We start from the raw sequence: 20,315 nt of genomic DNA, 5'->3' as shown, positions 1-20,315 counted from the left end.
CAATTTTTTAATGCCTAAAATGGTGATGACGGTCGCCGAAGAAACGTAAAATTTCCTTACCTGACACCGTTAAGACAATTGCGGAAAGAATAGCAATAATGCCAAGTAAAATACGTATAGTCATCTGTTCGTGGAACACTAAAACGCCGACTAATAGTGCAGTAATCGGCTCCAATGCACCAATAATGGAAGCGGTGGTTGAACCGATCATTTGAATAGACTGATTCATCAATATCAAAGAAAGTACAGTTGGAACTACCGCTAAACCAATGATATTAATACAAAATTGCGATGAATTATTTACTTGCAAACGTACACCAAAATCTAAGCGAAAGAAAAATACTAATGCACTGAATAGCAAACCATAAAAAGTTAATTTAATGATCGGTAGATTATGCAAAGGTGATTTTTCAACTGCAATAATATAAATGGCGTAAGTCAAGGCTGAAATAAAGACAAGCAAGACACCAAACGGATTAAGACTGGTACCATCATTGTCTTGGTATAGCATAGATACGCCGAAAATTACGAGCGTAATTGCAAGCATAGTGATTAAATTAATACGTTCCTTGAAGAACATTATCATCATCACTGCTACTAATAATGGATAGATAAATAAAATAGTTGATGCAATACCGGCTTCAATCAATTGATAACTCATAAAGAGAGCGAGTGATGAAATGGCAAACATTACACCAACGAAAATAACAGAAATCAACTCTACTTTAGTGAGTGAAAAAGATATTTTTTGTTGCCGCATAATAAATGCAAGGATCAAGCTGGCAACACTAAAACGATAGAATAATACGGAGTCGGGAGATAACCCTAATTCATATAAAGGCAGTGTAAATAAAGGGTTTAATCCATAAAAACTAGCACCAATACAACCAAAGATAAACCCTTTAGAAACAAGTTTTGAGATCATTTTTTAAACACACATAAATTAGAATGCGCGTATTATAGACCTTTTATTTTTTGCGTAAACGCCTAATTGTCATCAACCATAAAGCAAGCAATTTTTACTCCGTCAGAATAGGTTTTTAATTCCGGTTGTTGTTGACGACACCGTTCCGTGGCAAACTGGCAGCGAGCATTGAAAGCACAACCTTTTGGTGGATTTAATGGGCTAGGTAATTCGCCGGAAAGTTTGATTCGTTCTCGTCTTAATTCGGGTGATAATCTCGGTGTCGCTGAGAGTAAAGCTTTAGTATATGGGTGACGTGGATTGCCGAAAATTTGTTCGGTCGTGCCTTGTTCGACACAACGACCTAAATACATCACTATTACTTCATCAGAAATGTGTTCTACCACAGAGAGATCGTGAGAAATGAAAACATAGGATAAACCTAAGTTTTCCTGTAATTCCATCATCAAATTTAGTACTTGCGCTCGAACAGAAACATCCAGCGCAGAAACAGGTTCATCCGCTACGACAATATCAGGGTTCAACATTAAACCACGAGCAATGGCAATACGTTGACGTTGACCACCAGAAAACATATGGGGATAACGATCATAAAATTCCGGACGTAATCCCACTTTATCCATAATTGATAAGACTGCTGCTTTACGCTGATCTTTTGTTAGATTAGTATTAATTTTTAACGGTTCATCTAGAATCGTACCAATTTTTTTACGTGGATTAAGAGATGCATAAGGGTTTTGAAACACAATTTGAATTTTTTGTCGGCGTAATTTAACGATCTCGTTATCTTTAACTAAAAAATTTTTCCCTTGATAATAGAGTTCACCTTCTGTCGGACTTTCAATCATTGTTAGTAATCTTCCCAATGTTGATTTACCGCAACCGGATTCTCCAACAACTGCTAGTGTTTTGCCTTGCTGTAATGTGAATGAAATACCGTCAAGTGCTTTGACATATTGAACAGGCGTGAAAACTCCTTTTTTTACTGGATAGTATTTTTTTAGATTAATCGCTTCCAATAAAGGCGTACTCGCCGTTGTTTTTGTAATCATTTGTTTATCAGACATTTTGAGGATTTCCTTGTACATCAAGAGGTGTATGACATTTGACCAAACGGTTGCCTAGTTTGTGTAGTTGTGGTTCATTTTTGCGACATTCATCCGTAGCATACGGACAACGAGGATTAAGCAGACAGCCTTGTGGACGATCGTATTTTCCGGGAACAACACCGGGCAATGATTGCAAACGAGATTTACCGGTAGCAAATTCCGGCAAGGAGCGTAGTAGTGCCTGTGTATAAGGGTGTTTAGGCTCACGGAAAATATCCTCAGATAACCCCTCTTCGACTACTTGACCAGCATACATTACAATAATGCGATGAGCAGCTTCTGCAACTAATGCTAAATCGTGCGTGATTAGAATCAACGCCATATTCTCTTTTTGCTGTAATTCTAAAAGTAAATCAATAATTTGTGCCTGAATTGTTACGTCTAATGCAGTAGTTGGTTCATCAGCAATTAATAATTTCGGTTTGCAAGCGATTGCCATTGCGATCATCACTCGTTGACTCATTCCGCCGGATAATTGATGTGGATAAACATCAAGGCGAGATTTTGGGTCAGGAATGCCAACCAATTTTAATAATTCAAGGGTACGCTCTCGACGTTCTCTGCGACTTCCTCCTTGATGTACTTTGAGTGCTTCCATAATTTGGAAACCTACCGTATAACAAGGGTTTAAACTTGTCATTGGGTCTTGAAAGATCATTGCAACATCAGCACCGACTAATTTTTGCTTCTGTTTTTCATCCAGTTTTAATAAGTTCTGCCCATCAAATTGTAATTGGTCAGCACTCACGCGTCCTGGAAAATCAATTAGTCCCATAATTGCCAACGAACTCACCGATTTTCCTGAACCAGATTCTCCGACAATTCCTAAAATTTCACCCTGTTCAACTTGATAACTGATACGATCAACTGCTTTAAAAGGTTTATCTTTATCGCCAAAATGAACAGATAAATTGTTAACGGTTAATAACGACATTATTACTCCTACTGTTTCAATTTTGGATCAAGTGCATCTCGTAAGCCATCACCCATTAGGTTAAAGGCAAGCACAGTGAAAAGAATGGCTAAGCCGGGGAAAGTGACAACCCACCAAGCACGTTGAACAAATTGTAATGCTTCTGCCAGCATTGCACCCCATTCCGGTGTTGGTGGTTGAGCGCCAATTCCAAGGAAACCGAGTGCTGCCATATCTAAAATAGCGTTGGAGAAGCCCATTGATGTCTGCACAATTAATGGTGCAAGACAGTTAGGTAAAATGGTAATAAACATTAAACGTAAGATCCCTGCTCCAGCAACACGGGAAGCGGTTACGTAATCTCGATTGATCTCATTTAAAACCGAAGCGCGAGTTAAACGGACGTAACTTGGTAACGATACAAAAGCAATTGCAAATGAGGCATTGAGCAATGATGGACCTAAAATTGCCACAATTGCGATTGCAAGCAAAAGGCTAGGTAATGCCAACATAATATCGATAATTCGCATAATGATCATATCGACTAAACCACCGAAATAACCGGCAATTAAACCTAAAGTAACGCCTAAAATAAAAGAAAGTGAAACGACTAACAGTCCAATGAAAAGAGATAATCTTGCACCATAGATAAGACGGGAAAGAATATCTCTTCCTACGTCATCTGTTCCTAGAATATGGCTCCAATTTCCTCCGTCAATCCAAGCAGGGGGAAGAAGGAAGGCATCACGAACCTGCATAATTGGATCGTGTGGTGCAATTACATCTGCAAACAAGCTAATAACAAAAATAATAATAATGTATCCTAAACCGACCACAGCTCCTTTGTTTTTGCTGAAATTGAACCAAAACTCTTGTAACGGTGAACGCGGAGCTGGTGCGGTAAGTTCAAGGGTAGACATAAATGAAATCCTTATTTACGGTATCTAATACGGGGATTAACCACACCATATAACAGATCAACCAATAAATTGACGATGATAATGATAGTGGCAATAATCAACACGGCACTTTGTACTACTGGATAATCTCTGGCACGAATTGCTTCGATAACCCATTTGCCGATTCCCGGCCAAGAAAAAATTGTCTCAGTAAGGATAGCACCGGACAATAATTGCCCAACAATCAATCCAATTACAGTAACGACCGGTATTAATGCATTACGCAGTGCGTGAACAACAATAATACGCATCGAAGAAAGCCCTTTGGCACGAGCAGTGCGGATATAATCTTCGCCTAGCACTTCCAACATAGAAGAACGAGTCATTCTTGAAATAACCGCTAGTGGAATAGTACCAAGTACAATAGAAGGGAGAATTAAATGCATAACTGCTGATTTAAATGCTCCAGGTTCTCCAGATAACCAGCTGTCAATCAACATAAAGCCGGTTACAGAATCGACCCAATATTCCGCATCAATGCGACCGGAAACAGGAGTTAAATTCCATTGTACTGATACCAACAACATCAATAATAATCCCCACCAGAAAATCGGCATAGAATAGCCAGTGAGGGAAATTGCCATTACCGAGTGATCAAATATCGACCCTCGCTTAATCGCTGCTAAAATCCCGATAGGGATACCGATAATAACAGCAAATAAAATTGCGAAAACGGCAAGTTCGATTGTTGCCGGAAAGAGTGACAGAAATTCATCTAAAACCGGCACATTGTTTTTAAAAGAGATGCCGAAATCACCGTGAGCAATGCCTTTTAAATAATCGAAATATTGTTCAGGTAAAGGTTTATCAAGTCCCAATTGATGCATCATTTGCTGATGAACTTCCGGACTTAAACCACGTTCTCCCATACGAATTTCGATTGGATCACCGGGAATAAGATGAATAAGAGCAAAAGTGAGTAAAGTGATTCCGATAAATGTTGGAATCACCATCGCTACCCGTTTGAAAATAAATCGAAACATAAGATTCTCATTAAACAATTAAAAGATTCTTGCCATCAAGTGATGGCAAGAAAAGTTGTTATCATTATAAAAGTGATAATATAGCGATTGTAATTATTCTAAGTCAACGCCATAAAACGGATGAAGTGAGAATGGGTTAATAATGTAATTCTTCACTTCTTTACGAGTCGGCTCATAAACAGTTGAATGTGCAATGGTGATCCAAGGAGCCTGTTCTTTGAAAATCACTTGTGCCTGCTTATAAAGTTCGGTACGTTTAGCTAAATCGGTTGATTGCACCGCTTCACGAATTAATTTATCAAATGGTTCATAGCAGAATTTAGCATAGTTTGAACCTTGCTCTTTCGCAGCGCAGCTTAATAATGTTCCTAAGAAGTTGTCAGGATCACCGTTATCACCGTTCCAACCCATCATACCGCTTGGATCTTCACCTTTACGCATACGTTGCAAATATTCACCCCATTCATAGCTGATGATTTTGGCATCAACTCCGACTTTTTTCCAGTCAGCCTGAATCATTTCTGCCATACGACGTGCATTCGGATTATACGGTCGAGAAACCGGCATTGCCCAAAGTTCGGTACTGAAACCTTTTTCAAAACCAGCTTCTTTTAGAAGTTGTTTTGCTTTTTCAGGGTCGTAATCATAATCTTTAATATCATCGTTGTAAGACCACATTGTTGGTGGAATCGGGTTTTTCGCAATTTGACCAGTTCCTTGATACACTGCCTCCATAATGGCTTTTTTGTTCACGGCATAACTTAATGCTTGACGAACTTTAATATTATCAAATGGTGGTTTTGTGACGTTAAAACTTAAGTAGCCAATGTTAAGCCCAGCTTTTTCGTTAACAATAATTTCGGGATTTTTCTTCATATCGGCAATATCAGCCGGATTAGGATAAGGAATTACATGGCATTCACCTTTTTTTAGTTTAGCATAACGAACGGAAGGATCCGGTGTAATAGAAAATACTAAACGATCTATTTTTGCTTTACCTTCCCAGTAATTAGTGAAAGCTTTATAACGAATTAAAGCATCTTTTTGATAAGAAACAAATTCAAACGGGCCAGTACCAATTGGTTGAGTATCGACTGCATCCGGTTTGCCTAAAGCCAACATTTTATCGGCATACTCTTTTGAAAGAATAGACGCAAAGTCCATCGCGACATTAGCAAGGAACGGTGCATTAGGCGCTTTTAGAGTAAAGCGAACGGTGTAATCATCAATTTTTTCAATTTTATCAATGATATTCGGCATATCCATACCGATAAAATATTCATAAGTTCCGCCGGAAATTTTGTAATATGGATTATCTTTATCCAATTGGCGATTAAATGAGAACAACACATCATCGGCATTAAAATCACGAGTAGGCTTAAACAGCTTATTTGATTGGAATTTTACACCTTTACGGAGATGGAATGTGTACACTTTACCATCGTCTGAAATATCCCAACTTTCTGCCAATGATGGAATAACATTGGTTTTACCTCGTTCAAAAGTTGTTAAACGGTTATAAATTGTTTGTCCGCTAGCATCAATGGATGCACCGTCTGTCACTAATTGTGGATTGAATGCTGAAGGAGAGGCCTCTAAACAATAAACTAGTGTTTTTGGTGCAGCGAGTGCAACAGTAGAGAGAGATAGTGCCAGCACGCTCAGTGATAGCTTAGTTAATTTTTTCATAATTTCTCCAAGTTGTATGTGTGTTTGCCATCGTTTTTATTAAAAAACTTCTTTATTTAGTGAACAAAAAACTTAATTTGTCAAGAGATATTTAATTAAGTTTAAAGAAATGAGTGAAAAGCGATCATTAACATTAAACAGGTACAGAAAAATCATAATAACAATAAATATTTCTGTAGAGTTAAAAATTTATTTGAAATATGTCACAAATTTAAACAAATAAACTTTATTATTTGTGATGATTACTTTAAATTTGTAACAGTTATTTAACAATAAATTACTTACGGAGTAAAAATGAGTTATCAATATGCTAATGACCTTAGCCAAAAATCTGAATTACGCCAATTAATTAGCCAACATTATGCGTCTCCTGAACAGGAAGCAGTACAGCGTTTGTTGACTACATTGTCTTTTAATGAACAACAAGAAAATACGATCAATAATGTAGCGCGTGAGTTGATTACCAAAGTTCGTTCTAAAAAACAGAAACATTACGGAGTTGATGCTTTAATGCACGAATTCTCTTTAGGGTGTGATGAAGGGATTGCGTTGATGTGTTTGGCGGAAGCTTTGTTACGTATTCCTGATGCGGAAACGAGATATGCATTAATTAATGATAAATTACAGCTTGGTGATTGGCGTTCTCATATTAAGAAATCAGGTTCATTGTTCACAAATGCAGCTAGTTATGGCTTGATTTTAGGGAGTAAAATTAGTGCTTCTTTGAGTGAAGAAAAACTCTCTTCAGCATTAATGAAAAGTTTTTCCCGTTTGTCTGCACCGATAATGAAGTTAGCGATAGAAAAGGCAATGGGTATTTTGGGAAATCAATTTGTTACCGGTGAAACAATGGAGGAAGCGTTAAAAAATATTATTCCTAGGGAAAAAATAGGCTATCGTTTTTCTTTCGATATGTTGGGCGAAGCGGCAATGACAATGGCGGATGCCGACCGATATATGCAAGATTATGTGGAGGCGATTGATGCGGTCGGTCGTCAATCGGCAGGTCGCTCATTGTATGATTCCAATGGTGTATCCGTAAAACTTTCAGCAATTCATCCCCGTTATAGTCGTTCTCAGCAACAACGAGTAATGGATGAGCTTTATCCTCGATTAAAGAAATTGTTTGTATTAGCGAAGCAGTACAATATTGGATTAAATATTGATGCTGAAGAAGCTTCTCGTTTAGAGATATCTTTAGATTTGCTGGAAAAATTATTACAAGATCCTGACCTTACCGGATTTGATGGTATTGGTTTTGTAGTTCAGGCTTATTCTAAGCGTTGTCCGTTTGTGTTGGATTACATTATTGAAATGAACCGTCGTTATCAGCGTAAAATGATGATACGGCTAGTAAAAGGTGCTTATTGGGATAGTGAAATCAAATGGGCGCAAGCAGAAGGTGTTTCCGGTTTTCCTTTATATACTAGGAAAGTACATAGTGATATTTCTTATATCAGCTGTGCAAAAAAATTGTTAGCGGCTCAGGATGTGATTTATCCACAATTTGCGACACATAATGTGCAGACACTATCAACTATTTATGAGTTGGGAAAAAATAAAGAATTTGAGTTTCAATGTTTACATGGAATGGGCGAAACGCTGTATGACAATGTTGTCGGGCCACAACAATTCAATCGTCGTGTGCGCGTGTATGCGCCGGTGGGAACGCATCAGACATTGTTGGCTTATTTAGTGCGCCGCTTGTTGGAGAACGGTGCCAACTCTTCTTTTGTTCACCAATTAATTGACGACAATATTTCTGTTGAAGAGTTAATTGAAGCACCGTGGGAAAAAGTGAAGAAATTTAATGGCTTGCCGAATAAAGCAATTAAATTGCCGGAGGAATTATTCCCACAACGCAAAAATTCTCAAGGCTTCAACTTAAATGATGAAATGGATTTGGCACGCTTGGAACAGGCATTAAATAAAGCGGAGTATGGCGATGTTCACTCTCTTTGTGCAACCGATGCGGATATTTCACACAGTTATAAAGCCATTAATCCGGCGCAGTTGGCAGATAGATTGGCAACAGTCGATTTTATGTCTACTTCGTCAGCCGCTGAGGTTTTTTGTGCAGCACAACAGAGTAAATGGAACGAAAAAACAGCACAAGAAAGAGCTGAAATTTTAGAAAAAGCAGCTGATCTTTATCAACAGAATTTCGGATTATTGATTAAATTAGCAATTGAGGAAGCCGGTAAAACGTTGCCGAATGCGATAGGGGAGTTAAGAGAGGCGATAGATTTCTTGCGTTACTATGCAGAGCAAATTCGATTATTATCAGAAAATAAGATGTTAGCTCCGCCATTGGGTACTATTTTATGTATTTCACCTTGGAATTTCCCATTAGCAATTTTTACAGGACAAATCGCAGCAGCGTTAGCAGCTGGAAATAGTGTAGTGGCTAAGCCGGCTGAACAAACCTCAATTATTGCCTATTATGCGGTGAGATTGTTGCATCAAGCAGGCGTTCCTCGTGATGCATTGCAATTAACATTGGGCAATGGTGATTTAGGTGCGGCATTGGTTGCACAGCCGTTTAACGGGGTAATGTTCACCGGCTCAACAGAGGTAGCACATTTAATTAATAAACAGTTGATTACCCGTGAAAATCATCCGGTATTTATCGCAGAAACTGGTGGATTAAATACGATGGTAGTAGATTCTTCTGCATTATTAGAACAGGTGATTACAGATGTACTTAGTTCAGCATTTGATTCAGCAGGGCAACGTTGTTCCGCTTTGCGTATTTTGTTGGTGCAAGAAGATATTGCCGACCGTTTATATCAAATGCTTACAGAAGCAATGCAAGAACTGGTAATAGGCGATCCAAGATATCTTAATACTGATATTGGACCAGTGATAGATCAAGAAGCTCAACAAAAACTACTTGATTATCAAGCAAGTGTGCGTAAAATCGCACGTCGTCATTTTGAATTGTTTGCACCGACATCTGGTTATTTTGTTGCGCCGTCAATTTATGAGATTGGCTCATTGCAACAGATTACACACGAAGTTTTCGGGCCGATTTTGCATTTTGTACGTTATAAACCTCAGGATCTTGCCATTTTGTTACAAGCGATTAATGCAAAAGGGTATGCGCTGACTGGCGGTTGCCATAGTCGGATTCAGCAATCAATAAAAATGGTCGAAGACAATCTACAATGCGGTAATTTCTATATCAATCGTAATATCGTTGGTGCGGTAGTTGGTGTGCAGCCATTTGGTGGACACGGTTTATCTGGAACTGGTCCGAAAGCTGGTGGTGAATTATATGTTCAGCGTTTGACTCGAACCGCACAATATTATTCTTCGTTGGCTGAAGTACCGAAAACATTGCCAAGCATTACCGGTGAATTGAATATAATTAATTATAAAACAACATCAGTGTTGTTGTTGGGTGACGATGTCGCACGTTTGATGTCGGCATATCAATATTTACAACGCTCCGGTTTTAAAGTGGTAGTGGAAGAAGATAATCTATTGTTAACATATCGTTTACCGGATTTAACTGCACGTAAACCGAACGAATATTATCAAAAAGGTGTGTTTGTTTCGCCGATTAGTCTAGAAAAACGAGTGGCATTAGCAGAGCATAATCCATTTATTTTCTGTCTATATGACTGGACACAACATCAAGATATCACGTTGTTATATCACGAATTTTCACATAGTGAGAATATTGCAGCCGCAGGTGGAAATGCGACACTGATGGCTATTGAAGAACAATAACCACTATTAGTAGGGGGAAAGTATGCAGAATTATCAAATCTACACAGCTTTTGGTTTATATCTGTTTGTAATTTTAGGTATTGGCATTTACGCTTATTACTCGACAAAAAATTTTAATGATTATATTTTGGGTGGACGCAAAATGGGAAGTTTTGTAACAGCAATGTCCGCTGGTGCATCTGATATGTCTGGTTGGCTGTTGCTCGGATTACCCGGCGCTATTTTCATTACTGGTTTGTCGGAAGCGTGGATTGCTGTTGGTTTAACGGTAGGGGCTTATTTTAACTATCGTATTGTCGCAGGACGGTTGCGTGTTTTCACTGAACATTATGGTAATGCGTTAACGTTGCCTGAGTTTTTTGCAGCACGTTTTCCTTATCGTGCTAAATCATTAAAAATCATCTCTTCATCTGTTATTCTTTTTTTCTTTACTATTTATTGCGCTTCGGGGGTGGTAGCGGGTGCAAAATTGTTCCAAAGTCTGCTTGGTATTGATTATGGTACGGCATTAATTTTTGGGGCTATAGCTACTATTGCATATACTTTTATCGGAGGATATTTAGCCATCTCTTGGAGTGATACAATTCAAGCTTCATTAATGATCTTTGCATTGTTACTGGCTCCAGTTATCGTTTTGCTGAATATCAGTTGGAATGAAATTTCGGCAGCGTTAACATTAAAATCAGAGCAGACAGGCATTCCTTATTCAAATTGGTTGTATAATGTTTCTGGTATTGGTGTAATTTCAGCACTTTCTTGGGGATTAGGGTATTTTGGACAACCACATATTTTAGCGCGTTTTATGGCTGCAAATTCTGTACAAGCCTTAGAAAAAGCAAGAGTAATAGGTATTACGTGGATGCTACTTTGTTTAGGCGGTGCTTGTGCAGTGGGTTATTTCGGTTTGGCCTATTTTGAAGTGAAAGGTGTTATGTTAGATTCGGCAGAATCAGTATTCATTGAAATTTCCAAAGCTATTTTTAATCCGTGGATAGTGGGAATTGTATTATCAGCTATTTTGGCAGCTATTATGAGTACTTTATCAGCTCAATTTTTAATGTGTTCAGCAGCATTAACAGAAGACTTTTATCACGGCTTTTTACGAAAAAATGCTTCCAGTAAGGAGTTAGTTTGGGTTGGGCGTATTATGGTGTTAATTATTGCAGTAATTGCAATTGCAATTGCACAAGATCCGAATTCACGCGTAATGGGCTTGGTTTCCTATGCGTGGGCTGGGTTTGGTGCATCGTTTGGGCCATTGGTAATTATGTCTTTATTTAATCGCAATATCACTTCTAACGCAGCATTATGGGGAATGATTGCTGGAGCAGTAACCGTAGTGGCGTGGAAACCATTAATGCAGACTTTAAATTGGACAGATATTGCAAATCTTTATGAAATTATTCCGGGCTTTTTAGCCTGCTCAGTTGTTACCGTTACTTCATCATTATTTTCTCCGGTGGCGAAAGATGTTGCGGAACGGTTTGATGTTGCGGTTGATCATTTCAATTCGCAAAAGAGTTTGTAATTATTCGATTTTTTGCTAGTAAAGATAAGTAGAGCATTTGGGCTGAGTAAAATCAGCCCCTTTTTTAAGCAGTTGTTGTCATTTTTGCCGAAAATGCTTGACGATTTGCCGGAAAGTGAATATATTTCGCACCTAATTTCTGAATGAAATCCTCAAAACGGTGAGATGTCCGAGTGGTTGAAGGAGCACGCCTGGAAAGTGTGTATAGGGGAAACTCTATCGAGGGTTCGAATCCCTCTCTCACCGCCATTTATTTCCTTAAAAAATTTTCTTATATAATCCTTTTTCTCTTATTTCCATTAAGTTTTTATTAAACATTTTGGAATATCCAGAATAGTTGAAACGCTACTGTATTGAAAAATCTTTTTGCAAGAAAAAAGAAAACCTGCAATTTAAAGCTATTGCAGGTTTTGATTACAATTAAGAAACGGTTAAATTAAGTTATTCTTCATCGTCCTCTTTTGCCCATTCTAAGGCACGTTTAACGGCTTTTTTCCAACCTTTATAACGGCGTTGCTGTTTAGCTTCGTTTTGATCCGGCAAGAATGTTCTTTCGATAGAAGCTTTGTCACGCAACTCTTCGAGATCTTTCCAGAATCCGGTCGCCAAGCCGGCAAGATAAGCGGCACCGAGTGCGGTGACTTCTTTGACAGTCGGGCGTTCCACTTGAGTGTTAAGAATATCAGCTTGGAACTGCATTAAGAAATTATTCGCGGTGGCGCCGCCATCAACACGCAATGATTGCAATTTTTCACCTGAGTCGGACAACATCGCTTCCAAAACGTCCTTAGTTTGGTATGCGATAGATTCAAGCGTTGCTCTGACAATATGATTGCGGTTAGCCCCTCGAGAAAGACCAACAATAGCACCACGTGCATAAGGATCCCAATAAGGTGCGCCTAAACCGGTAAATGCCGGAACCACATAGACGCCGTTACAATCCGGCACTTTTTGAGCGAAATATTCGGTATCGGCACTGTCATGTACAATTTTTAATTCATCGCGCAACCATTGGATTGAAGCGCCGGCAATAAAGACGGAACCTTCTAAAGCGTAGGCAGGTTCACCTTTGGCATTACAACAGATAGTGGTTAATAGTCCATTTTGTGAAGTAATTGCTTTATCGCCGGTATTCATTAACATAAAGCAACCTGTACCGTAGGTGTTTTTCGCTTGTCCGGCATTAACACAAAGGTGTCCATAAAGAGCAGCCTGTTGGTCACCGGCAATACCGGCGATTGGAATACGCACGCCGCCTTTACCACCGATATTGGTTTGACCATAAATTTCGGAAGAATTTTTCACTTCCGGCAACATACTACGAGGAATATCCAAAATTTCTAACATCTTGTCATCCCACTGTTTGCTATGAATATTAAACATCATTGTACGAGAGGCATTAGTGTAATCGGTAACGTGCACACGGCCTTGAGTAAGTTTCCAAATCAACCAAGTATCAACCGTACCAAATAACAATTCACCTTTTTCCGCCTGTTCTCTTGCGCCTTCAACGTTATCTAAAATCCATTTCACTTTTGTTCCGGAGAAATAGGGGTCGACCACTAAACCGGTAGTATTGCGGATATAATCGGTATAACCTTTCGCTTTTAATTGATCGCAAAATTCGGCGGTACGACGGCACTGCCAAACAATTGCATTGTAAATTGGTTTACCGGTATTTTTGTTCCAAACGATAGTAGTTTCACGTTGATTGGTGATCCCAATAGCGGCGATTTGATCGGAAGTAATGCCAGTTTTTGCCACAACTTCATTTAAAGTAGAACTTTGTGTTGCCCAGATTTCCATAGGATCGTGTTCAACCCAACCAGTTTTTGGATAAATTTGTGTGAATTCGCGTTGTGCAATGCCGACAATATTGGCATCGTGGTCAAGCAAAACAGCGCGAGAACTGGTTGTACCCTGGTCTAAAGCAATGATATATTTTTTATCTGTCATAATAAGTTACCTTTTTAAGAAATTTAGTTATCAATTTTACAGCTATTGCACGGAAGATTTCTGCCAATAAAGCGACGATAACCCCACGCACCGAATAATCCGCCAAGAATTGGCGCAATAATTGGAACTAGTGCATAAGGAATAACGTGTCCGCCGGTCATTGCAATTTCACCCCAGCCGGAAAGTGCAGCGAATAATTTAGGGCCGAAGTCACGTGCAGGATTCATTGCAAAGCCGGTTAACGGCCCCATTGCACCACCCAATACCGCAATGAGAATACCGATAAGTAAAGGCGCTAAAGCACCACGCGGTACGCCGTTACCATCATCAGTCAAAGCTAAAATAACACCGACTAAAGTGGCAGTAAGAATAAATTCAACTGTTCCAGCAGTGAGTAAATCAATATGAGGATTTGCATAGGTAGAGAAAATACCAGCAGTAAATAGGCTTTCGGCAGAACCTCTTACAATATGTTGAGTTGTTTCGTAATCAATGATGACTCCTCGATATAGCAGGTAAACAACTGCGGCTCCGAAAAAACCTCCTAACATTTGAGCGATAATGAAAGGTACTACTTTTTTGCCATCGAAGCAGGCGAATTTCCAAAGAGCGATAGTGACAGCAGGATTAAGATGAGCTCCGGAAACACCGGCGGTAAGATAAACTGCTAATGCAACCCCCATTCCCCAAACGATACTGATTTCCCATAAACCGAATGAAGCACCTGCAACACGGGCTGCAGCTACACAACCGCAACCAAAAAAGATCAATAATGCCGTTCCGAGAAATTCGGCAATACATTGTCCTTTTAATGAATGATCGAGTGCCATAAAGACTCCTTATTTGTAAAATGAAAGTAGAAAAGAAAGTATAAATAATGTTCTTAATCGAACTTATGTTTTGTATTTAAAAGAAAAAATGAGCGTTTATAAAGTATAAATTTTCTAAAATGAGAAGTGTATCAAAATTTTTATTGCAGATTTATTTAAAAATGAGTGATTTATCACAAAAGAATATGCTTATTGAAGTGATTAATGCAGAAAAATTTTTTAAAAAGAGAAATTTTTTGCGTAAAAGAAAAAACTCTCGTATGTGAATTGTTGAATACGAGAGTTTTTAACGAATGTTCAATGCTTAACCACCTGACAGCTTAACTTTAAAGCCTTTTTCTTCCAGCAGCTGTTTTAATAGATCACGATTTTCTCCTTGAATTTCAATTGTACCGTTTTTAACTGAGCCACCACAGCCACAACGCTTTTTCAGTAATGAAGCAAGATCAGAGAGAGCTTTTTCCTCTAAGAGTAAACCGCTGATAACACAAACACCTTTTCCTTTACGTCCTGATGTTTGGCGTTGAATACGAACAATACCATCACCTTGTGGACGTTGCTGTACTTGCTTTTGAGGTTTGATACGTCCGTTTTCAGTTGAGTAAACAAGTTGACTATCAGACATTGATTATCCTTGAATTGATGCATTGATCTGTTTTAATACAGCAACAGGATCTGCGGCTTGTGTAATTGGACGACCGATAACTAGATAGTCTGAGCCGGCATTAATCGCCTCTCTTGGTGTCATTACGCGACGTTGATCACCTAGTTGAGTACCTTCAGGACGAATTCCAGGGGTGATTAATTTAAATTCGTTTCCACAGCGCTGACGTAAGATTTCCACTTCTTGTGGTGAACAGACTACGCCATCCAATCCGGCACGTTGGCTTAAACGCGCTAAACGAATAACGTGTTCTTCTGGAGAAGTATTAACGCCGATTTGCAATAAATCTGCTTCTTCCATACTGGTTAGAACAGTGATAGCAATTAAAATCGGCGCATCTTTGCCATAAGGTTCCAGAATTTTTTTCGCTGCTTCCATCATTCTTAAACCACCACTGGCGTGCATATCGACCATCCAAACACCTAAATCGGCGGCGGAACGTACCGCACGGGCAACAGTATTCGGAATATCGTGGAATTTTAGATCTAAGAACACATCAAAATTACGTCTTTGCAATTCTTTGACAAATTCTGTACCTAGAGTAGTAAACATCTCTTTACCCACTTTAAGGCGACATAAACTGGGATCAAGCTGATCAACCAGTTGCATTGCTTCTTTTTTCGTTTCATAGTCTAAGGCGACAATAACTTTATTTTCCATGATGTTCCCTCTTTGTTTGCAAATTAATTTTCTATTGGTGTAACCGTTTCCCATCGCCGACAGGATGGACATTGCCAAATCAGTTTATGGCTCTGAAAACCGCAATGATTACAGCGATATTCAAAGCTTTTTTTCAAACGTTCGTCAACGATATTATAGAGTAGTTTTAGACTCTCTTTGCCGTTTCCTTCATCAAGCTCATTAATTTGATATTGAATGAATCGATGAAATATTCGCATTGTCGGACGTTTCTCAAGCTGACGATAGAGATGATTTTTTGCAACTTCAGCACCTGATTTCCGTTCAATATAATCTGTTAAGGCAATAACTACGGAGCTATTAGCTTTATGTTGTTGTAATTTGATAAGAAACAGTTCCAAATCGTGGCTATTCGGCAAATGTTGATAATATTCGATAAGTGGTGGTAAGGCTTCACTGATATAGGCAAGATTTTGCTCGGTAATTTGTTGTAATGTCTTGATGGCTTTTGGATAATTGCCTTGTTTTGCATATTGTTCGGAAAGAATAAGCGTTGCTCTAACGCAAGTTGGTGAAACGATTAAAGCTTTTGTAAGAGCATCTATAATCTGTTGTTGCTGATTGGATTCTAAGGCAAATTCGCAATAGTAATGTGCCAATGCGATATTTTCATTGTGCTGCGTCAATTTGCGATAACGCTCTCCCACCTCGATAGCTTTATCCCACTCTTTAGTACGTTGATAAATATTTGCCAGTTCGTGTAAGGCATTTTCTGCGTAGTCTGGCTCTTCACTTAATTTCTGGTAGAGTTTTTCGGCTCTATCCAAGAACCCTACAAACATAAAATCTTTGGCTAATTGCTGGCGGGTGAGCAATTTTTGTTCATAACTGTAATTCGGATTGTTGTCGATATTTTGGTGGATACGCAACGCACGATCCACCTCACCGCGAGAACGGAATAAATTACCTAAAGTCAATTCCGCCTCAAATTGGGAGTCGTTGTCGATAGCGTTTTCCGACTCCTGTTTTTCCAGCATTTTTAAGAAAAGATCAACCGCCTTTTCTTGTTGGTTGGATAAAAGAAAATTTACCCCGGTCATATAATCACGGGATAATTTATTGCTGATCTCCTCCTGATCTTTTTTAGCGCTACGATGTCCCATATACCAGCCATAGGCAGCGGCGATAGGTAACAGCAAAAAAAGCAGTTCCAGCATTATGCGTTTTTATCTCTTGCGGTCATTAATTCATTGATTTGTTGTAACTGCTTTTTAGTTTGGCGTGTTAACGCCATATTTTTTACTTTAAGCTTGATGTAAAAAATCCCGGTTACTAACCAACCGAGTAAGAAGCCGAAGCCGAATAAAAGTGCAACTAAGCTAGAGAGTTGGATATCGCTTTTTGCGACAATATAGTTTACGGAAATAACTTGATCGTTATTGGCACCGACAGTAATGCCGACGATGATTAATGCAATAACAATAACGAAAGTTAGAATGTATTTTAATTTCACATTGCCCCCTAGTAGAAAATAAAATGATGCCCATTATGCCAAAAATAGAGCAACTATAATAGCAAAATTCCGAATCGAAAAGGAAAAATGGCGGAGACTTAGCTGTTATTTATTGGGTATTAAATTTTTTGATAATAAATCCGAGCGTGGTTTGTAATACCCACCCGATAGATAAGGCAAAAACCAATGTGCCTAGACCGACAACACCTCCCAATAGCCAGCCGACAAAACAGACACTACTTTCGATTAAGGTTCTGATCGTCCCGATTTTGAAACCTGTCGTTTGATAAAGACCGACCATTAAACCGTCACGAGGGCCTGCGCCCATATGGCAGGTAAGATAGAATGCGGAGGTAATGCCACCGATAATAACGCCGATGAGCATAAATAGAAATTGTCCGATAAAGGTTTGAGGTGCAGGAATAAAAGTAACGGTTAGGCCAAGAGAAAGTGCGATTAAAGTGATATTAAGCAATGTACCTAAACCGGGCTTTTGCCGGAAAGGTATCCAAGTCAACATTACAATGATGCTGATGATAAAACTAATAATGCCTATATTGTTCCCTGTTTTAATAGAAAGACCTTGTGCTAATACAGTCCAAGGTGTAGAACCGAGTTGAGATAAAACTAAAAAACCATCTCCAATACCAAAAGTTAGTAGTGAAATAACTAATACAGCAAGGGCAGAAGGAGTTGGTTTCCAGAGCGAATGTGATGACCAAGGTGGTCTAGTCAAACTATGTTTAGGGCAGCTCATAAAATGATAATAGGAGAAAAGTAACGTTGCTAATAAAACGAGAATAGATCAGCAACGTTAAATTGGTATGATCATATTAGTTAATTAAATGTTATCAACACGTTCACGCAATTCTTTCCCTGCTTTGAAATGCGGAACTGATTTTGCTTCAAGACTGACTTGTGTACCGGTTTTTGGGTTTCGACCAGTACGAGGTTGACGATAGCGTAATGCAAAACTACCGAAACGGCGGATTTCAATACGATCACCCTTTTCTAAGGTAAGAGAGAGATGTTCAATAATTTCTTTAACAGAAAATTCAATATGTTTAATCGACATAGTAGGATGACGATTTATCAACTTTTCAATCAATTCTGATTTTGTCATATGAGTATCCTTCTGTTTTAGGTAGAAAATCCGATATGCCGAAACATATCGGATTTATTGCAATTAAGCAAAACGATAAGGAAGATTATTCACCTTTTGCTGCTTTGAATGCTTCAGCCATTGCGTTAGGAATAACAACTTCTTCTTGTTTGTTATTTACGCTTGCTAATGCTGCAGCTTCTTCAGCTTCATCTTTTGCACGGATTGATAAGTGAACGATACGTGCTTTACGATCTACACCGGTGTATTTCGCTTCAACAACGTCACCAACATTCACTTCGCCGTTAAGATCAGCGGTACGGATATAACCTTCAACACCGTTATCCAACTCAACTTTGGCACCTTTCGCGTCAACATCAACAACTTTAGCACTTACTACGCTGCCTTTTTTGTTGATAGAAACGAAATTATTGAACGGATCTTCTTCAAGTTGTTTGATACCTAAAGAAATACGTTCTTTCGCTGCATCGACTTGTAATACGATAGCTTCAACTTCATCACCTTTCTTGTAGTTACGAACAGCTTCTTCGCCAGGAACATTCCAAGAAATATCTGATAAGTGAACTAAACCATCGATACCGCCTTCTAAACCGATAAAGATACCGAAGTCAGTGATTGATTTGATTTTACCTGATACTTTGTCACCTTTGTTGTGAGTATCAGCAAATTGTTGCCATGGATTTGGTTTGCATTGTTTCAAACCTAAAGAAATACGACGACGTTCTTCATCGATTTCCAATACCATCACTTCAACTTCATCACCTACGCTGACAACTTTAGATGGGTGGATATTTTTGTTGGTCCAGTCCATTTCAGAAACGTGAACAAGACCTTCAATACCGTCTAAAATTTCAACGAAGCACCCGTAGTCGGTTAAGTTGGTTACTTTACCTGTTAATTTGCTGTTTACAGGATAATTTTCAGCGATAGCCGCCCAAGGATCTTGACCTAATTGTTTTAAGCCTAATGATACACGAGTGCGATCACGGTCAAATTTCAATACTTTAACAGTCACTTCATCACCGACGTTTACGATTTCGCCTGGATGTTTAACACGTTTCCAAGCCATATCAGTGATGTGTAATAAACCATCAACACCACCTAAATCAACGAATGCACCGTAGTCAGTTAAGTTCTTAATGATACCTTTAACTTCAGCGCCTTCTTGTAAGGTTTCAAGTAATTGATCACGTTCTTGGCTGTTTTCAGATTCGATAACGGCACGACGAGAAACAACAACATTGTTACGTTTTTGGTCTAATTTGATAACTTTAAATTCTAATTCTTTACCTTCTAAGTGAAGAGTATCGCGTACAGGGCGAGTATCCACTAATGAACCAGGTAAGAATGCACGAACACCATTCAACTCAACAGTGAAACCACCTTTCACTTTACCGTTAATTAAACCAACAACAGTTTCTTGATCTTCGTATGCTTTTTCTAAGGAAATCCAAGATTCGTGACGAACTGCTTTTTCACGAGAAAGTTTGGTTTCGCCGAAACCATCTTCAACAGCGTCTAACGCAACTTGAACTTGATCACCAACTTGAACAGTGATTTCACCTTGTGCATTTTGGAATTCTTCAGCAGGGATTGCAGCTTCAGATTTCAAACCTGCATCAACGAAAACGAAACCTTTGTTGATAGCAACAACAGTACCAGTAACGATTGAACCTTGACGAGTTTCAAGTTCTTTTAGTGATTCTTCAAATAGTTGAGCAAAAGATTCTGACATATAAATTAATCTTC

At 38.8% G+C, this 20,315-nt stretch carries 17 protein-coding genes and 1 tRNA gene; 3 read left to right on the top strand and 15 right to left on the bottom strand.

Going from position 1 to position 20,315, the window contains the following annotated elements:
* Positions 1–7: 7 nt before the first annotated feature.
* From P375_RS04090 to P375_RS04065, 6 genes are all read right to left on the bottom strand, one after another.
* On the bottom strand, positions 8–925 hold the full coding sequence (locus tag P375_RS04090) for an EamA family transporter (protein ID WP_039134658.1): 918 nt from the start codon (positions 923–925) through the stop codon (positions 8–10).
* 62 nt (positions 926–987) lie between these two features.
* Positions 988–1,992, bottom strand: coding sequence for a peptide ABC transporter ATP-binding protein (locus tag P375_RS04085; RefSeq protein ID WP_039134655.1), 1,005 nt, complete (start codon positions 1,990–1,992; stop codon positions 988–990).
* Positions 1,985–2,968 (bottom strand): dipeptide ABC transporter ATP-binding protein, encoded by a 984-nt coding sequence (gene dppD, locus P375_RS04080; protein ID WP_039134652.1) that lies wholly within the window; start codon positions 2,966–2,968, stop codon positions 1,985–1,987. Before dppD ends, P375_RS04085 begins: the two co-directional genes overlap by 8 nt.
* Before the next feature lie 8 nt (positions 2,969–2,976).
* A complete protein-coding gene (gene dppC, locus P375_RS04075; RefSeq protein ID WP_039134649.1) occupies positions 2,977–3,867 on the bottom strand; it encodes a dipeptide ABC transporter permease DppC in 891 nt (296 codons plus the stop codon).
* A gap of 11 nt (positions 3,868–3,878) precedes the next feature.
* On the bottom strand, positions 3,879–4,889 hold the full coding sequence (locus P375_RS04070; protein ID WP_039134646.1) for an ABC transporter permease subunit: 1,011 nt from the start codon (positions 4,887–4,889) through the stop codon (positions 3,879–3,881).
* 93 nt (positions 4,890–4,982) lie between these two features.
* Positions 4,983–6,578, bottom strand: coding sequence for an ABC transporter substrate-binding protein (locus P375_RS04065; protein ID WP_039134643.1), 1,596 nt, complete (start codon positions 6,576–6,578; stop codon positions 4,983–4,985).
* A gap of 294 nt (positions 6,579–6,872) precedes the next feature.
* On the opposite strand from P375_RS04065, the gene putA reads away from it, so the two are divergent.
* The 3 genes from putA to P375_RS04050 all read left to right on the top strand — a co-directional run bounded on the left by putA (position 6,873) and on the right by P375_RS04050 (position 12,090).
* A complete protein-coding gene (gene putA / locus P375_RS04060; RefSeq protein WP_039134641.1) occupies positions 6,873–10,313 on the top strand; it encodes a bifunctional proline dehydrogenase/L-glutamate gamma-semialdehyde dehydrogenase PutA in 3,441 nt (1,146 codons plus the stop codon).
* Positions 10,314–10,335: 22 nt separating this feature from the next.
* The gene (gene putP / locus P375_RS04055) at positions 10,336–11,841 is read left to right on the top strand and encodes a sodium/proline symporter PutP (protein ID WP_039134639.1); all 1,506 of its coding nucleotides are present in this window, start codon (positions 10,336–10,338) and stop codon (positions 11,839–11,841) included.
* A 159-nt stretch (positions 11,842–12,000) separates the two neighbouring features.
* A tRNA-Ser gene (locus P375_RS04050) sits at positions 12,001–12,090 on the top strand.
* A 192-nt stretch (positions 12,091–12,282) separates the two neighbouring features.
* Here the strand turns inward: P375_RS04050 and glpK are convergent.
* The 9 genes from glpK to rpsA all read right to left on the bottom strand — a co-directional run bounded on the left by glpK (position 12,283) and on the right by rpsA (position 20,301).
* Positions 12,283–13,797, bottom strand: a complete 1,515-nt coding sequence (glpK, locus tag P375_RS04045; RefSeq protein ID WP_039134637.1) for a glycerol kinase GlpK — start codon at positions 13,795–13,797, stop codon at positions 12,283–12,285.
* Positions 13,798–13,820: 23 nt separating this feature from the next.
* Positions 13,821–14,627 (bottom strand): MIP/aquaporin family protein, encoded by an 807-nt coding sequence (locus P375_RS04040; RefSeq protein WP_039134634.1) that lies wholly within the window; start codon positions 14,625–14,627, stop codon positions 13,821–13,823.
* Positions 14,628–14,931: 304 nt separating this feature from the next.
* On the bottom strand, positions 14,932–15,252 hold the full coding sequence (yciH, locus tag P375_RS04035; protein ID WP_039134631.1) for a stress response translation initiation inhibitor YciH: 321 nt from the start codon (positions 15,250–15,252) through the stop codon (positions 14,932–14,934).
* 3 nt (positions 15,253–15,255) lie between these two features.
* On the bottom strand, positions 15,256–15,951 hold the full coding sequence (pyrF, locus tag P375_RS04030) for an orotidine-5'-phosphate decarboxylase (RefSeq protein WP_039134629.1): 696 nt from the start codon (positions 15,949–15,951) through the stop codon (positions 15,256–15,258).
* Between the two features lie 23 nt (positions 15,952–15,974).
* Positions 15,975–17,147 carry a lipopolysaccharide assembly protein LapB gene (gene lapB, locus P375_RS04025; RefSeq protein WP_039134626.1) on the bottom strand — a complete coding sequence of 391 codons (1,173 nt, stop codon included), beginning with the start codon at positions 17,145–17,147 and terminating at the stop codon, positions 15,975–15,977.
* Complete coding sequence (locus P375_RS04020; protein ID WP_039134623.1) at positions 17,147–17,443, bottom strand: LapA family protein; 297 nt, start codon at positions 17,441–17,443, stop codon at positions 17,147–17,149. The genes lapB and P375_RS04020 overlap by 1 nt, the downstream gene beginning before the upstream one ends.
* A gap of 109 nt (positions 17,444–17,552) precedes the next feature.
* Positions 17,553–18,200 (bottom strand): YczE/YyaS/YitT family protein, encoded by a 648-nt coding sequence (locus P375_RS04015; protein WP_039134621.1) that lies wholly within the window; start codon positions 18,198–18,200, stop codon positions 17,553–17,555.
* 84 nt (positions 18,201–18,284) lie between these two features.
* The gene (locus P375_RS04010; protein WP_158305803.1) at positions 18,285–18,596 is read right to left on the bottom strand and encodes an integration host factor subunit beta; all 312 of its coding nucleotides are present in this window, start codon (positions 18,594–18,596) and stop codon (positions 18,285–18,287) included.
* A 55-nt stretch (positions 18,597–18,651) separates the two neighbouring features.
* Positions 18,652–20,301 carry a 30S ribosomal protein S1 gene (gene rpsA / locus P375_RS04005; protein WP_039134618.1) on the bottom strand — a complete coding sequence of 550 codons (1,650 nt, stop codon included), beginning with the start codon at positions 20,299–20,301 and terminating at the stop codon, positions 18,652–18,654.
* Positions 20,302–20,315 lie beyond the last annotated feature (14 nt).

This window comes from Gallibacterium genomosp. 2, from assembly GCF_000771895.1.
Classification (GTDB): Bacteria; Pseudomonadota; Gammaproteobacteria; order Enterobacterales; family Pasteurellaceae; genus Gallibacterium.
Note: the sequence above shows the minus strand (reverse complement) of the source record. Positions and strands in the feature narration are given on the sequence as shown.

Excerpts from the sequence above, each read along its gene's own strand:
- P375_RS04090 (WP_039134658.1), bottom strand. The coding sequence starts at position 925 with ATGATCTCAAAACTTGTTTCTAAAGGGTTTATCTTTGGTTGTATTGGT.
- P375_RS04085 (WP_039134655.1), bottom strand. The coding sequence starts at position 1,992 with ATGTCTGATAAACAAATGATTACAAAAACAACGGCGAGTACGCCTTTA.
- dppD (WP_039134652.1), bottom strand. The coding sequence starts at position 2,968 with ATGTCGTTATTAACCGTTAACAATTTATCTGTTCATTTTGGCGATAAA.
- dppC (WP_039134649.1), bottom strand. The coding sequence starts at position 3,867 with ATGTCTACCCTTGAACTTACCGCACCAGCTCCGCGTTCACCGTTACAA.
- P375_RS04070 (WP_039134646.1), bottom strand. The coding sequence starts at position 4,889 with ATGTTTCGATTTATTTTCAAACGGGTAGCGATGGTGATTCCAACATTT.
- P375_RS04065 (WP_039134643.1), bottom strand. The coding sequence starts at position 6,578 with ATGAAAAAATTAACTAAGCTATCACTGAGCGTGCTGGCACTATCTCTC.
- putA (WP_039134641.1), top strand. The coding sequence starts at position 6,873 with ATGAGTTATCAATATGCTAATGACCTTAGCCAAAAATCTGAATTACGC.
- putP (WP_039134639.1), top strand. The coding sequence starts at position 10,336 with ATGCAGAATTATCAAATCTACACAGCTTTTGGTTTATATCTGTTTGTA.
- glpK (WP_039134637.1), bottom strand. The coding sequence starts at position 13,797 with ATGACAGATAAAAAATATATCATTGCTTTAGACCAGGGTACAACCAGT.
- P375_RS04040 (WP_039134634.1), bottom strand. The coding sequence starts at position 14,627 with ATGGCACTCGATCATTCATTAAAAGGACAATGTATTGCCGAATTTCTC.
- yciH (WP_039134631.1), bottom strand. The coding sequence starts at position 15,252 with ATGTCTGATAGTCAACTTGTTTACTCAACTGAAAACGGACGTATCAAA.
- pyrF (WP_039134629.1), bottom strand. The coding sequence starts at position 15,951 with ATGGAAAATAAAGTTATTGTCGCCTTAGACTATGAAACGAAAAAAGAA.
- lapB (WP_039134626.1), bottom strand. The coding sequence starts at position 17,147 with ATGCTGGAACTGCTTTTTTTGCTGTTACCTATCGCCGCTGCCTATGGC.
- P375_RS04015 (WP_039134621.1), bottom strand. The coding sequence starts at position 18,200 with ATGAGCTGCCCTAAACATAGTTTGACTAGACCACCTTGGTCATCACAT.
- rpsA (WP_039134618.1), bottom strand. The coding sequence starts at position 20,301 with ATGTCAGAATCTTTTGCTCAACTATTTGAAGAATCACTAAAAGAACTT.